The following is a 13,202-nucleotide window of genomic DNA, read 5'->3' on the forward strand; positions in this document are numbered from 1 at the left end:
GAGGGTCGCTATGAAGATCCGGCGAGGCGTGGCCGCGCCAGTACTCGGAAACGATGTCCATAGTATGATGATCGTATGCAGAAGCGGCGAGTAACCATCACGGTGGACGAGGATCTCATCGAAGATGCGACCAAGGCCGTCGCAGATGGTCGAGCCTCGTCGGTCAGTGCCTGGATTGGTGAAGCCATGGTCGCTCGACAGACCAATGACCGGCGCTTGGAGGCCCTGGGCGAGCTCATCGCTGAGTATGAGGCGGTTCACGGCACAATCACGGACGACGAGCTGGCGCAACAAACGCAGGCCGACCGGGACTCCGCAGCGCTCGTGCGGGCCGAGCTGCGTAGGGCCGGATGACCCTCATCCTTGACACCGGAGCGTTCTTCGCGCTCGAGCGCAACGACCGGGCGATGTGGCGACGGCTCAAGGCAGCGAAACTCGCGGGAGTGCCGCCCCGGACCCATGGCGGCGTGATCGCTCAGGTCTGGCGTGGGGGCGCAGGTCGTCAGGCGCCGCTCGCACGGGCTCTGAAGTCCATCGAAACGACCCCGCTCGATGACGGGCTCGGGCGTCGGGCCGGAGTTTTGCTGGCTCGAAGTGGCATGGGTGACGCCATCGACGCCGCTGTGGTGGCGCTCGCGGATCACGATGATCAGATCATCACTTCGGATCCGGGCGACATCGCGTCGCTCGTTCACGCCGCCGAACTCAGATGCGATGTCGTCTTGTCCTGAACCGAACCGGACCAATCTGGGCGGATGCGCTCGTCGACGATGCCTAGCTGCAGCCGGTAGCGACTTCGAGCGCACTGCAGATCTGGCGCATCCGGAGTCCGCTGAGCGCTCCAAGCCGTTCAACCAGTACTGCCACGGACACCGATTCGATGGAGTCGAGGTTCACCGCACTTCGAAGGCTGAGCGGGTCATCGCCGGGTTCGAGTACGACTTCGCTCGGCAGACCGCGGATTGTCGTGGTGCAGGGTGCGACCATGACACGCCTCAACCTTGGGATGGCGGCATCGCGCGACAACACCACGACCGGTCGCCGCCCGACATCGGGCGGCTCGCACCACCACAGCTCACCTTGTTTGGGGAGATCGGTCACGTCGCTGCAGCCGCATCGCGGAACGATGCGAGGTCGCCCCACTCGTCAGCCTCATCGATCGGATGATCTCGATACGCAGTGGCGTAGGCGGCATCGATCTGCGCCGAGCGATACCGGAAGCACAGTGCGGCGAGAGCCTCATCGATCAACTTGGCATCGGTCGTGCCAGCGAATGCTCGTCGTGCTTCGTCGAGAAGATCGCGGTCGACGGTGGTGCTGATCCGAGTTCGTGCCATGCAACTATTATGCCACGAACATGGCATAACCGGTTGGCGCGGAGGTCGTCTGCACCTCCAGCATCGCCTCACCAGCGTCGAGGTAGCCGCGGTACGCACCTTCAATCGTCGACGCCACTGACTTGGGTCATTGCCGGGCAGCCTCGATACGTATCGACTGCGATACATTAGGCGGACGACTTCGGATCCCGCTCGAGAGCCAGCCGCATTGCTTCCGGCCTCACCCAGGCCGACCTTGCGGAACGCAGCGGCGTGGCCGCCCCAACGTCGTCGCCTATGAGCCCGCACGGCGCGAGCCGCTCTTTCGCAACGCACTCGACCTTTTGAATGCTGCGGGGGCACAGGTCGTCGTCGAGTTGCCGGTGGTCTGGACGTACACCGACGGTCGACGTCTGTACGCTGTGCCGTCGCGACTGTGGCGGCTCCCGCCCGCCCAAGCGCTTCAGCAATTCCAGCCTGGTGGGCACCTGTGGCGGAGTGGGCCTCCTCGGAGTTTCGACCTGGCGTCGCGGCCCGCCCGCGCGCCTACGAGATCGTGCTTCGGGAGGGCACCCCAAGTGACGAGGGTGTGGTCGATGGCGTGCTCCTCTGTGAGGCTTGGCCCGACCTTGTCTTGCCCGCGACATCACGGGCGGCTTGGCATCCCTTGATGTTGGATGCAACCGATATTCCGAGAGGCGGCGTTGCTTCGGGGCCGGACTCAGCGGCGGTCAACGCGAGGTAGCCCTTTTCTCTATGGGCTTGCTCGGATCCCCTCATGCGATTGAGGATGGGGCACATTGCCGTACAATGGCCGTACGCGTCGAGGAGACGAGGACACCCATGGAGACGAAGCGGAGACGGAGCGAGCGGCTCGAGGTGCGAACGACCGTTGAGGATCGAGAACTCATCAATCGGGCGGTGGCGGCGTCGGAGACCGACCTGACCGACTTCGTGGTATCTAACCTCAGGGTGGCGGCACAGCGGGTGCTGGCGGACCGCACGGTCTTTGAACTCGATGGCGCCGCGTTTCGTTCGTGGGACGCAGCCAACCGGCGACCAGCACGGGACCTTGGCGGCTTGCGGTCGCTGATGGAGCGACCGTCGCCCTTCGTCGACGAATGAACCGTCGGTACCTGGCGCCGCGAGCGCTTGGTCCAGACGATGTGGTCGAAACGTTCGAATGTCGTTCCGTCGAGCAGACGCAGTGGCTGAGGCGGCACGCCCGTCAAGCCAACTCCTCCAATTCGGCACGGGTACTCGTCGTCACCGAACCGGATCACGATCAGGTGGTGGCCTACTACGCGTGGGCGATGGCCTCGATCGTCCCAACCGAGGTGCCGGCACGGCTGAGGAAGGGCGCCGGCCGGCACCCCCAGCCCGTTGCGCTGCTCGCTCGACTCGGGGTCTCGGCGGCGCACGAGGGAAGAGGACTTGGGGCCGCCCTCCTTCAGGATGTGATTTCGCGGTCGGTTGAGATCGGCCAGGAGATTGGTTGCCGAGGCCTCCTGGTTCATGCGGAGTCACCGCAAGCCCGAGACTTTTACGTCCACTTGATCCCGGAGTTCGAACCGTCTCCCACCGACGAGCTTCATCTGGTCCTGATGATGAAGGACATCATGAGGACGCTCCGGTAGGGCTCCACCGAGTAGCTCGACTTTGACGTGCGGCCCGTGCTCAGGATCGATGAGACCGTCCCGATCATCGTGGACTACCTCGGTTCGTCACCCTCGGCGTCACCGGTGGCGGGGGCGGTTGCGCCGCTGGCAGCGTGTCGCCGCTCAAGGCGGATGGCGTAGATGCCGCTGGTGACGATCACCGCGCATCCGGCGAGGGTGAGCGCATCGGGGATCTCGGCGAAGACGAGGTAGCCCAAGACGACGGCGCCGAGCAGCGTCGTGTAGCGGAACGGCGCCGAGACGCCCAGGTCGCCGACGCGCACGGTCTGGATCGTGAAGATGTAGCCCACGGTGAGGCTCAGGCACGCGAGAACGACGAGCAGCGCGGCGCGCGGCGTGACGGTGTTCCAACCGGTGAAAACCGAGATGACACCGGTGAGGATGGTGAGCCCCACCGCCGTGATCAGGGCGACCGAGGCGGCCGGGATCGCCTTGTGGACACGTCGGGTGGCGAACTCGCGCACGGTCATGAACGCTGCGCTGGCGACGACGACCAGCGACCACAGCGAGAAGCCGTCGGTTGCCGGCTGCACGACCAACAGCACCCCGGCGAACCCGGCGAGCACCGTGGCGTACTGGCGCCCGGTGACCGGCTCGCCCAGCGCAAGCGCCGCCGTGAGCGTGACGGCGAACGGGACGAGGAGCAGGATCGTCTGCGCGTTGGCGAAATCGAGGTTGACGAGCGCTGCGAAAAACAGCGCCGTTCCCGCCAGCTCGGCGGCCACGCGACCGACGAGGGGTCGCGTGAACTGCTGGCGGGTGATTCGGCCGCCCCGCCGCCGGGTGATCGCAGCGAAGATCACCGTCATAGCGAGCCCGCGGAGGCAGAGGGCCTGGTAGACGTCGAGCCCCTCCTCGGTCGCCGCACGGACAAGCGTGTCGTTGGTGACGTAGCCGACCGAGCCCACGATCATGTAGAGGGCGCCAAGCGAGTTGGGTGACAGTCCGGCGAAGCGGGAGCTGACGGTCGAAGCGGCGAACACGGCGCCGACGGTAACGGCTCGCCCCCGCCTCCCGGGCTCCGCGTTGCGCGCCGCGAAGTTAGCGCCGGGCGTCCCCAGCTCATCCTCCGCCTGTGATTGCCCCGGCACCCGCTGGCGAGCTGACTAAGAACTTCGATACGTATCGACTACGATACGTTGGGTGGACGACTTCGGATCCCACTTAAGAGCCAGCCGCATCGCTTCCGGCCTCACCCAGGCAGGCCTTGCCGAACGCAGCGGCGTGGCCCGCCCCAACATCGTCGCCTATGAGTCCGCTCGGCGCGAGCCGCTCTTCCGCAACGCGCTCGACCTTTTGAATGCTGCGGGGGCACAGGTTGCCGTCGAGTTGCCGGTGGTCTGGACGTGGACCGACGGCCGACGTCCGTACGCAGTGCCGTCGCGGCTGTGGCGGCTCCCACCCGTCCAAGCGCTCCGGCGCTTCCAGCCTGGCGAACACCTCTGGTGGAGTGGGCCCCCTCGAAGTTTCGACTTGGCGTCGCGGCCCGCTCGCATGCGCCTACGAGATCGTGCTTCGGGAGGGCACATCAATTGATATCGAGGGTGTGGTCGATGGCGTACTCCTCGGTGAGGCTTGGCCCGACCTGGTCCTGCCGGCGACATTGCGGGCGGCCTGGGATCCCTTGGTGTCGGACGCAACCGGAAGGTCGGGACTTCACTGACCTGTGGACGCTCTCCCGGAAGCACGGCAAAGCCGAGACCATCTCGTGGGCCAAGCAAATCGATGCCGGGGGTGAACAATCAACAAATCGCCCGGGCCTTTGGTCACCTTGACCGGCTGAGCGACGAAGAGCTTCCGTGCGCCCCGCCAGATCGTGACCGTGTGCGTCAGTGGTTTGAGAAGTGGCGCAGCCAGGTAAGTCTCCCGCCGAGCGAATAGGACGAGGCCCTCTTCGGTCGCCGCCTCGGACGCAGCGCTTCGAGTTAACTGAGAACCCGAGATCAACAACCAGTGGGGGATCGATGGCCGAGCGAGTGACCTGGGGAACGATCCAGGACCAACCGATCACGTTTCCGATGAACGTCGACGACTTCAACGCCGCCACGATGGGCTTCAGCGTGCCCGCAGCGGCAGCGGCCGCCCTGTTGCCCGGCGACGGGTTCGAGATCATCGAGATCGCGCCTGGCGTCGCCCAGTTCATCATCAGCCTCTGCGACTACCGCGACAACCCGTGGGGTAACTACAACGAGGTCAACCTTGGGTTTTCTGGCCCGACCGGCGGGGGCGGGCGACGACGTGATCGGCTCGTTCATCTACCGCATGCCGGTCGACCAGCCGTTCACCTGCGAGGCCGGCAACCTGGTGATGGGCTTCCCTAAGGTCGTCACCCGGATCGACGCCGACTACACCGACGCGCAGGTGACCTTTCAGCTGTTCGACGGCGGTGAGCTTGCGCTGAGCGTGACCGTTCCCCGCGTCCGGTCCGACGACACCGCCGTCCGGGTCGAGACGACCAGCTACTCGTACCTCGATGGCGTTCCGCACGGGACACCGCTGGCGATGGACATGTCGGCAGCGGTCATCGAACCCGGCGACGTGCACCTGACGATCGGCAGCGGACCGATCGCCGATGAGCTGACGTCGCTCGGGTTGGCCACCGAGCCGGACTTCTGCAGTTGGGGCGAGCACCTGACCGCCACGTTCCAGTTGGGGACACCGCTGTGAGCGCCACGACGAACCATCTCGAGGGACGCACCGTGATCGTCACCGGCGCAGCGGGCGGTTTCGGGCGCCTGCTCGCCGAGAAAGCTGCGGCGCTCGGCGCCAACGTCGGTGCGTGCGACATCGACGCCGCACGCTGGCGGACCTGGCCGGCGAGCGGATCGAGATCGGCACGGTGGACGTGACCGACCTGGCGGCGATGCGAGGGTTCGCCGACCGGGTGGTCGACCGCTTTGGGGCCATCGACGTGATGATCAACACCGCCGGGGGGATGCCCTGGCGTTCTACGCCGACCACGAGGCCGCCGCCGGCGCCTGGGACCGTTGCATCGACATCAACATCAAGGGCGTCCTGCACGGCATCATCGCCGTGCACGACCAGATGATCGGCCAGGGCCGAGGCCAGGTGGTGAACATCTCGTCGGTGTACGGCAACGCACCGGTCGGCGGCGCCGCCGTCTACGGCGCCACCAAGGCGGCGGTCAACGTGCTGTCCGAATCGTTGCGCCAGGAGTCGCTCGGCAAGATCAAGGTGACCACGGTGCGCCCGACCGGCGTGCCCGGCACCGGACTGGCCGGCGGGATCATCAACGTCGAGGCGGTCAACCCGGTACTCGGCGCCAACAAGGACCAGTTCTACGACAAGCTCGCCCAGGTGTTCTCCGACGACCCGCCGGTCCGCCTCACCGACGAGGACAGCATCGAGCTGGCCGCGCTGGCGCCCGAACAGATCGCCGACCAGGTGATCCACGCCATTAATCAGCCCTGGGGCATCAGCATCGCTGACATCACCATCCGGGCAAGCAACGACGACTACATCGTCTGAGCGTGACCATGATCGCTCCGGGCGGCTGAGCCACGGTCGACCAGGCGCACGGACAAAGTTGAACGCCCCGCCGAGCAGAAACAGGGCGCTGCCCACGACGTACTGGGTGGCGAGGAAGGCATCGACGGTCCGCGTGTCGGCGGCGCTCTGCAGGCTGAAGAGGTAGGGAACGGATGCGACGAGGAACAGCATCGATCCAGTCACAAACGTGATGGCGGTGAGGTTCATGTACTGGAGGATGCGCAGGTCCCGGGCCTGGATGATCTGCAGCACGTTGATGACCGCCCCGCAGACGAACAACAGGCTGCCGACGATGAAGAAGACGGCGCCGGCGGTGAACATCCCGACCGATGACAGGAAGCAGATGCTGCCGACGGCGAACAACAGGCTGCCAGCCAGATAGGCGGCGGCCGACCACCCCTCGATGCGTTCCCAGATCGTCGGCGTCCCCTTGAGCGATTCCCGGTGGCGGATCACCTCGAGCAGGTCGTGAGCGGTCACAGCGATGTACATCAGCGATGCGATAAAGAAGATCCATGCGCCACGGTTGGCCCGGCTCTCGAAGGCCGGGAAGAACAGCACGCTGCCCCAGACGAACATGACCCCACCGACGAGGTAGACCCCGGTGTTGATCGCCTCCCACCTCCGGTTGTCGCGGTCGCTTGCGTGGGGGTTGAGGACGGCATGCTGCCTCGGACGGTTGACGAACATGTGGGGCACGGCGGTCACCTTCCGGCGCCGTCCGAACCCACGGCAGGCGCTGCGCTTGGATCCTAGGTTGAAGTGCCGAACCAACCCGCGGCTACGAGGAGCGCTGGTGAGGATCTGCATGGTCACCCGTCTGGAAATCGGCTCCTCGACCGTTCGGTGGCCGACCACCGACTGCTGACATCACTGGACAGCGGGTCGAACGTCTCGACGTCAGCCGAGTCCTCCAAGACGCTCGTGAGGCCCGTCCGTAGCGACCTCGAGAAAGATCGCTCGGGCGCGCGGCTACGGTGCTGTTCCGTCATCCGACATCGGTGGGGATGCCCTCTTGGATGGCACAATCCGACCGTTGGGGGATCACGATGAGCAAGTCTCGGCGCACGCGAGGCATCGCAGCAGCGGTGATGGCCATGGGGTTGCTCGCTGCGGCCTGTGGTGGTGGCGGCGGTGGCGGTGGCTCCAAGGGTGAGACCGGGAGCGCTCCGACCGACGAGGGCACGCCGGAGGCCGGCGGTCAGGTGATCTACGCACTCGAGTCCGAGACCAACGCCGGGTGGTGCCTGCCCGAGAGTCAGCTGGCCATCTCAGGTATCCAGGTGGCCCGCTCGATCTACGACACGCTGGTGCAGCCCGACGAGAACGACGAGATGGTGCCGATGCTGGCCGAGTCGGTCGAGCCCAACGACACCTACGACGAGTGGACGTTGAAGATCCGACAAGGTGTGAAGTTTCACGACGGATCGGCCCTGACCGCCGAGGTGGTCAAGAACAACCTCGACGCCTACCGGGGCCAGTACGAGGGGCGTAAGCCGCTGCTGTTCGTCTTCGTGCTCGACAACATCGACACGGTCGAGGCCACCGACGCCTCGACCGTGGTGATCACGACCAAGACGCCGTGGCCGGCGCTGCCCAGCGCCCTGTACAACAACGGGCGGTTGGGCATGATGGGTCAGGCCCAACTGGACAACGCCGAGAACTGCAACAAGGACCTGGTCGGCACGGGGCCGTTCAAGTTGAAGGATTGGAAGGTCAACGACAAGTTCGTGGCCGAGAAGAACCCCGACTACTGGGAGACCGATGCCGACGGCAATGCGCTGCCGTACCTGGACGAGATCGAGTACCGGCCGGTGTCCGACAGCGGCAGCCGCATCGAGGGCCTCCAGACCGGTCAGTTCGACATCATCCACACCTCGGGCGGCGAGGCCGCCCAGCAGTTGACCCCGGTTGCCGACAGCGGTCAGATCAACATGATCTCCAACTCGGACTTCGCCGAGGTGGGCTACGCGATGACCAACGAGGCGAAGGCCCCGTTCGACAACCTCGATGCCCGCTTGGCCGTCGCCTACGGCATGGATCGCGACGAGCTGATCGCGCTGCGCACCGGCGGACTGCAGGAGGTCGCCTCGGGTCCGTTCGCGCCGGGCACCATGGGTTACCTCGAGGACACCGGGTTCCCGGATCACGATCTCGAGAAGGCCAAGGAGCACGCGGCGGCCTACAAGAAGGCGACCGGTGAGGACCTGGCGTTCACGCTCACCTATGTCGCCTTCCCGGGAACCAAGACCGACGCCGAATTGATCCAGAGCCAGCTGGCCGACGCCGGCATCGACGTGAAGCTGAGCTCGACCGACCAGGCCGCGCAGATCGACCGTGCGATCAGCGGAGCGTTTCAGCTGATGCTGTTCCGCAACCACCCGGGCGGCGATCCAGACACCCAGTACGTGTGGTGGCACAGCGGCTCGCCGGTAAACTTCGGGAAGATCAACGATCCCGAGATCGACAAGGCCCTCGAAGAGGGGCGCTCCGAGGCCGATCCGGCCAAGCGTGCCGAGATCTACGAGAACATGAACAGGCGCTTTGCCGAACAGGTCCACAACATCTGGTGGAACTGGAGCCTGTGGACGGTCGCCTCGGTGCCGACGGTTCACGGCATCCTCGGGCCCGACCTGACCGACATGGAGCCGTTCCCCGGCCTGGCGACCGGCAACCCGGTCTCCGGCATCTGGGTGGAGGGCGGCGGCTCCTGACACACACGATCATTCACCCGGGTGGCGACAACGACGTGCCCTGGATTGCGGTGCGCAGCCAACGCAACCCCGACGGCACCGAGTCGCACGTGTGGGAGCGGTGGGTGGCGTTCTCGGTGGACCCGCTGTACCTGGCGCTGTTTGCCAAGTGGGATCCGGGCATGATCGTGCGCCGCCATGGGCACCACAGCCCGCACACGATCACGGTGCTGGCGGGCGAGTTCACCTGTGGCGACGAGCTGTGCGGCGTGGGCACCCACCTCGAGCTTCCCTACGGCGCCGCTTTTGGTCCCTTCGTCGCCGGGCCGAACGGGGTCGAGCTGTACGAGGTGATGATGGGCGATCCCCGCTCGTGGAGCGACGAGCCCGAGGCGATGGAACGGATCCTCGCGGAACGGGGCGTCGAGCAGCTGCCGGACCCGCCCATCGAGCTGCCTGCCGGTCTCGAAGATCTGCGGGCGGTCTTCTCAAAGGGCCGAGCCGACCTCTGAGTCTCCCAGGCTGACGGCTGTTATCCGCAGTTGGTGGCGACCTCGAGGGCATCGCAGATCTGGCGCATTCGGGATCCGCTGAGGGTGCCAAGACGCTCGACCAGCACTGCCACGGTCACCGATTCGACCGAGTCGAGGTTGACCGCGCTTCGACGTCCGAGCGGATCATCTCCCGGCTCGAGGACGACTTCACTCGGTAAACCTCGGATGGTCGTCGTGCATGGTGCGATCAGCGCACGTCTCAATCTTGGGATGGCGGCATCGCGCGACAACACCACGACGGGTCGGCGCCCGATCCCGGGCGGTTCGCACCACCACAGTTCACCTCGCTTGGGGAGGTCGGTCACGTCGCTGCCGCCGCATCGCGGAAGGAGGCGAGGGGGGGGGGCGGTTTGGCTCAGCTGAGGCCGACGATGCGCATCGACATGCCCATGTCGCCCGACCACTTATTGGCGTTGTGCACCTCGACGGCGATCGTGTTGACGCCGGGCTGCAGGGCGCTGGCGGGGACCGTGTAGACGACCGGCGTCCGCTCGGCAGCGCCCTCGACGACGTTGACCGCTCCGGTGGTGGGAGCAAGCGGCCCGTCCGGCAGGTTGTCCCGGAAGGCCTCAACGCCGTTGATCGACACCGCCGCACCATCGTCGCGAACCAGCTCAACGCGGAGCTCGCTGTACTTGGACGGGTTGGGGACGTTCACCTTGGCCCGGAAGTAGCCGGCCGTCGGGTAGTTCGGACCGCCTGCGGTGTAGATGACCGAGGCCACGTCGGACCGGCCGAAGCCCAGCTTGGCGGGGCCCTCGGCCCAGCCGGCGTCGGCAAATGCGGGCGCCTGCCAATTTTCCGGGGCGAGTGCCGGGTCGACGGTGAATCGCCAAGCGGCGCCGGTGGGCATCAACTCGGTCTCCACGATCGGGGCGGCGACGCTGAAGTTGGTCGGCTTGGTCGACGGCCCGATGTTGCCGGTCCCGTCGATGGCAGCCACGGCGTACTGGTGGTTGCCGACGGGGACGTTGGTGTCGACGTAGCTGGTGCCCCAGCTGAAGCCCACCGCGTTGCCGTCCCGGAGGACCAGGTAGCGCACGTCGTTCGACGGGTCGCTGGCCTGACCCCAGGTGACGCCGACCGTCCCGTCGGGGCGCAGCGAGGCGGCGTGTTGGGCCGGTGCGGTGGGAACACTGCGGTCGACCGCCGAGCAGTACTTGGTGAACCCGCCGGCGAAGTCCTTCGCGGCGTTGCCCGAGTAGGCGTCACGCTTGGTGTCGCCGCCCTGCCAGACGCACTCGTTGTGGTCCTTGGTGATCACCCATGGGCCGTCACCGGTCGCCGAAGCGATCGACGGGAGCCACCAGTCGAGATACGCCCCGGTGGCGGCATCGTAGAGGCCCACCTGCTGGATTCGGTCCGAGCGGGTGGCACCCCAGGTCATGTCGGCGATGTTGCCGTACCAGCGGGTGCGACCCGACAGGTTCACCCCGGTGTCGCCACCGCAGTGGCAGGCGCCGAAGAGGTAGCCAAAGGCGGCCTCCGCCGCCTGGAAGTCGCCACCGGGAATGGAGACGTGGGCCTCGGTTCTGGCAGCCGTGTTGCGGTTGTAGGCCGAGAGGGTGTGCTCGCGCCCGCCGACGAACACCTGGTCGCCGAACTCCTTCACCGTCTGGGAGTAGGTCCCACCAGCGGTTTGGGCGGAACGCAACCAGCGGAAGTTGGTCAGCGGGGCGCCATCGGAGATACGGGTGGCGTAGGGCTCACCGGCGATCCCGTTGATCGTGGTGAACCAGCCTGCGAGGTACACCCGGTCGCCTCGCTCGGAGGCATCGATGTCCATGACCAGACCGTTGACCACTGGGCGCCAGGTACCAAGTTGCCCGGTCATCGCGTTGACCTCAGCGGCGTTCGACACCCCGGTGGTCGGTCTGCCGTTTGGCGTCACCTGGTTGAAGGCTCCGCCGATGAACAGACGGTCACCGAGCAGGCTGATGCCGCGCACCATGCCGCGGCCCCCGCTCCTGTTGACACGCACCCGGAAGCTGGGGTCGACCGTGCAGGTGTTGGGGTTGAGCTTGGCCAACCCGGCTGCCGCGGTGTCGCCGTTGACCTTGGTGAAGTCTCCGGCGATGATCAACTGGCCGTCACGTGAGACCTCCATGTCCCACACCCGACCATCGAGGATGGGCTTGCATGAGCTGATCCAGGCGCCGGTGTTGACGTCGAATGCGGTCAGGAACTTGTGGTTGACCGAGCCGCCCGCATTGTTGACCACCTTGGTGAACGAGCCGCCGACGAACATGCGCCCGCCGGCCTCCTGCATCGCCATGACGTACGCCAGGGCCGGATCGGCGGCCGAGATGCGTCCGGTCCAGTCGGGCGGTCCGCCCACCCCCCACGCCAACTCCTGTGCAACGTCGCTTGGGACCCACGGCACCTGCCGCGGGGCCGAGCCTCCGCTCGGCAACGGAGCGGCGACCGAGTCCATGATGCGGGGGCGCACCCACACCTGGGTCAACGGGATCGGGTTCGTGCCGTCAGGCGCATACCAGTTGCCGCTGGTCGACGATTTGATCGCGCCCATCGCAAACCCGGCGCGGTTGCCTCGAGCGGTGACCTTCCAGTTGCGATGGGTGAACACACGGTTGAGCCCATCCACCCCGGTGCCGGCGTTGAACATTTTGGTGACGGCGTCGTTGCCCTTGGTGTCACGGGTCGTACCCGCCCTGGAATACACGGTGCCGTTGACCGTCATCTTGGCCAGTGGCTTGCCGGCGGAGAAGTGCCACGACCACGGTTCGGCATTGGCAAGATTCCAGCGGACCTCTTGCCACGACGTCCCGGCCGCGTTGGCGGACCGACGGAGGCGAATGCCGTCGGGCAACTGGGACGCAGCGCCGCCGTCGAGCAGCCCGTTGATCTTGTCGGCCGAGAGGTGCACCGGGGCCTGGGACGCCTGACCGTTGGGGTCGGTCTGCAGCCGGGCGACGTTGCCCTGTGCCGCAGGCGACCAGGTCCACCCCTCCCGGCCCACGCCGATCAACGCCCAACCGCCACCGTCGGTGGTCATGTCACAAGTGAACTTCTCGGGAGCGACCAACGTTTTGGTGCGCAGCCAGTACACGCCGGTGGCGGACTGCGAGAAGCGCTGCTTGATACCCCAGCACGAGGCACCCGCCGTCTCCGCCGTGGTGCCATCACCGGGACGAGCGGCCGGGGGACCGGCCGCCTGAGCGGCCGTAGGAACGACCACCGGGCCGAGCACGGCCGCCACCATCACGGTGACGATGCCCGCCCGCTTGGGTGACATCGCCCCAAGGCGCGTGCCGAGATGCCGAAACCTACCCAGGGGTCCGCTAGATGAGCGCCCGCCAATATTCATGAAATTCCGCCTGAATCGAGACCTCGTGCCGAACCGAGTCGACTGCCGAGAGCGTGAGAAACACCCTGTTCAGCAGGTGCTTTGAAGATCATCTCACGCGGGGCGGTCGCGATGGTAGCGGC

12 protein-coding genes and 3 pseudogenes are annotated in these 13,202 nt (G+C 66.3%); 9 read left to right on the forward strand and 6 right to left on the reverse strand.

Annotated elements, in window-relative coordinates; all coding sequences use genetic code 11:
• The first annotated feature begins 75 nt into the window (after positions 1–75).
• Entirely contained in the window at positions 76–354 is a 279-nt protein-coding gene (locus tag IPN02_02625; protein MBK9295773.1) for a hypothetical protein, read from the forward strand.
• Positions 351–731, forward strand: coding sequence for a hypothetical protein (locus tag IPN02_02630; GenBank protein ID MBK9295774.1), 381 nt, complete (start codon positions 351–353; stop codon positions 729–731). The genes IPN02_02625 and IPN02_02630 overlap by 4 nt, the downstream gene beginning before the upstream one ends.
• Before the next feature lie 43 nt (positions 732–774).
• On the opposite strand, the gene IPN02_02635 is transcribed toward IPN02_02630, so the two are convergent.
• Both IPN02_02635 and IPN02_02640 read right to left on the reverse strand, forming a co-directional pair.
• Positions 775–1,101 carry a type II toxin-antitoxin system PemK/MazF family toxin gene (locus IPN02_02635; protein MBK9295775.1) on the reverse strand — a complete coding sequence of 109 codons (327 nt, stop codon included), beginning with the start codon at positions 1,099–1,101 and terminating at the stop codon, positions 775–777.
• Complete coding sequence (locus tag IPN02_02640; protein ID MBK9295776.1) at positions 1,098–1,337, reverse strand: DUF2191 domain-containing protein; 240 nt, start codon at positions 1,335–1,337, stop codon at positions 1,098–1,100. Before IPN02_02640 ends, IPN02_02635 begins: the two co-directional genes overlap by 4 nt.
• Before the next feature lie 822 nt (positions 1,338–2,159).
• Here IPN02_02640 and IPN02_02645 point away from each other — a divergent pair.
• Both IPN02_02645 and IPN02_02650 read left to right on the forward strand, forming a co-directional pair.
• On the forward strand, positions 2,160–2,441 hold the full coding sequence (locus tag IPN02_02645; protein MBK9295777.1) for a DUF1778 domain-containing protein: 282 nt from the start codon (positions 2,160–2,162) through the stop codon (positions 2,439–2,441).
• Positions 2,438–2,953, forward strand: coding sequence for a GNAT family N-acetyltransferase (locus IPN02_02650; GenBank protein ID MBK9295778.1), 516 nt, complete (start codon positions 2,438–2,440; stop codon positions 2,951–2,953). Before IPN02_02645 ends, IPN02_02650 begins: the two co-directional genes overlap by 4 nt.
• Before the next feature lie 74 nt (positions 2,954–3,027).
• Here the strand turns inward: IPN02_02650 and IPN02_02655 are convergent, their stop codons facing one another.
• The gene (locus IPN02_02655; protein MBK9295779.1) at positions 3,028–3,978 is read right to left on the reverse strand and encodes a DMT family transporter; all 951 of its coding nucleotides are present in this window, start codon (positions 3,976–3,978) and stop codon (positions 3,028–3,030) included.
• A 160-nt stretch (positions 3,979–4,138) separates the two neighbouring features.
• Between IPN02_02655 and IPN02_02660 the strand changes: the two genes are divergently transcribed.
• The 3 genes and pseudogenes from IPN02_02660 to IPN02_02670 all read left to right on the forward strand — a co-directional run bounded on the left by IPN02_02660 (position 4,139) and on the right by IPN02_02670 (position 6,484).
• A complete protein-coding gene (locus IPN02_02660; GenBank protein MBK9295780.1) occupies positions 4,139–4,531 on the forward strand; it encodes a helix-turn-helix domain-containing protein in 393 nt (130 codons plus the stop codon).
• A 428-nt stretch (positions 4,532–4,959) separates the two neighbouring features.
• Positions 4,960–5,662: pseudogene (locus tag IPN02_02665) on the forward strand (acetoacetate decarboxylase family protein).
• Positions 5,659–6,484: pseudogene (locus IPN02_02670) on the forward strand (SDR family NAD(P)-dependent oxidoreductase). The pseudogenes IPN02_02665 and IPN02_02670 overlap by 4 nt, the downstream one beginning before the upstream one ends.
• 264 nt (positions 6,485–6,748) lie before the next feature.
• On the opposite strand, the pseudogene IPN02_02675 reads toward IPN02_02670, so the two are convergent.
• Positions 6,749–7,315 (reverse strand): annotated as a pseudogene (locus IPN02_02675) (YrhK family protein).
• Between the two features lie 239 nt (positions 7,316–7,554).
• Between IPN02_02675 and IPN02_02680 the strand changes: the two are divergent.
• Both IPN02_02680 and IPN02_02685 read left to right on the forward strand, forming a co-directional pair.
• A complete protein-coding gene (locus tag IPN02_02680) occupies positions 7,555–9,219 on the forward strand; it encodes an ABC transporter substrate-binding protein (GenBank protein MBK9295781.1) in 1,665 nt (554 codons plus the stop codon).
• Positions 9,220–9,254: 35 nt separating this feature from the next.
• Entirely contained in the window at positions 9,255–9,710 is a 456-nt protein-coding gene (locus tag IPN02_02685; protein MBK9295782.1) for a hypothetical protein, read from the forward strand.
• 20 nt (positions 9,711–9,730) lie between these two features.
• On the opposite strand, the gene IPN02_02690 is transcribed toward IPN02_02685, so the two are convergent.
• Together IPN02_02690 and IPN02_02695 are read right to left on the reverse strand one after the other, a co-directional pair.
• Positions 9,731–10,057 (reverse strand): type II toxin-antitoxin system PemK/MazF family toxin, encoded by a 327-nt coding sequence (locus tag IPN02_02690; GenBank protein MBK9295783.1) that lies wholly within the window; start codon positions 10,055–10,057, stop codon positions 9,731–9,733.
• A gap of 50 nt (positions 10,058–10,107) precedes the next feature.
• On the reverse strand, positions 10,108–13,008 hold the full coding sequence (locus IPN02_02695) for a delta-60 repeat domain-containing protein (GenBank protein MBK9295784.1): 2,901 nt from the start codon (positions 13,006–13,008) through the stop codon (positions 10,108–10,110).
• Positions 13,009–13,202 lie beyond the last annotated feature (194 nt).

The sequence above is a fragment of the Candidatus Microthrix subdominans genome (assembly GCA_016719385.1).
Taxonomy (GTDB): domain Bacteria; phylum Actinomycetota; class Acidimicrobiia; order Acidimicrobiales; family Microtrichaceae; genus Microthrix; species Microthrix subdominans.

Excerpts from the sequence above, each read along its gene's own strand:
- IPN02_02625 (MBK9295773.1), top strand. The coding sequence starts at position 76 with ATGCAGAAGCGGCGAGTAACCATCACGGTGGACGAGGATCTCATCGAA.
- IPN02_02650 (MBK9295778.1), top strand. The coding sequence starts at position 2,438 with ATGAACCGTCGGTACCTGGCGCCGCGAGCGCTTGGTCCAGACGATGTG.
- IPN02_02695 (MBK9295784.1), bottom strand. The coding sequence starts at position 13,008 with ATGTCACCCAAGCGGGCGGGCATCGTCACCGTGATGGTGGCGGCCGTG.
- IPN02_02680 (MBK9295781.1), top strand. The coding sequence starts at position 7,555 with ATGAGCAAGTCTCGGCGCACGCGAGGCATCGCAGCAGCGGTGATGGCC.
- IPN02_02630 (MBK9295774.1), top strand. The coding sequence starts at position 351 with ATGACCCTCATCCTTGACACCGGAGCGTTCTTCGCGCTCGAGCGCAAC.
- IPN02_02645 (MBK9295777.1), top strand. The coding sequence starts at position 2,160 with ATGGAGACGAAGCGGAGACGGAGCGAGCGGCTCGAGGTGCGAACGACC.
- IPN02_02640 (MBK9295776.1), bottom strand. The coding sequence starts at position 1,337 with ATGGCACGAACTCGGATCAGCACCACCGTCGACCGCGATCTTCTCGAC.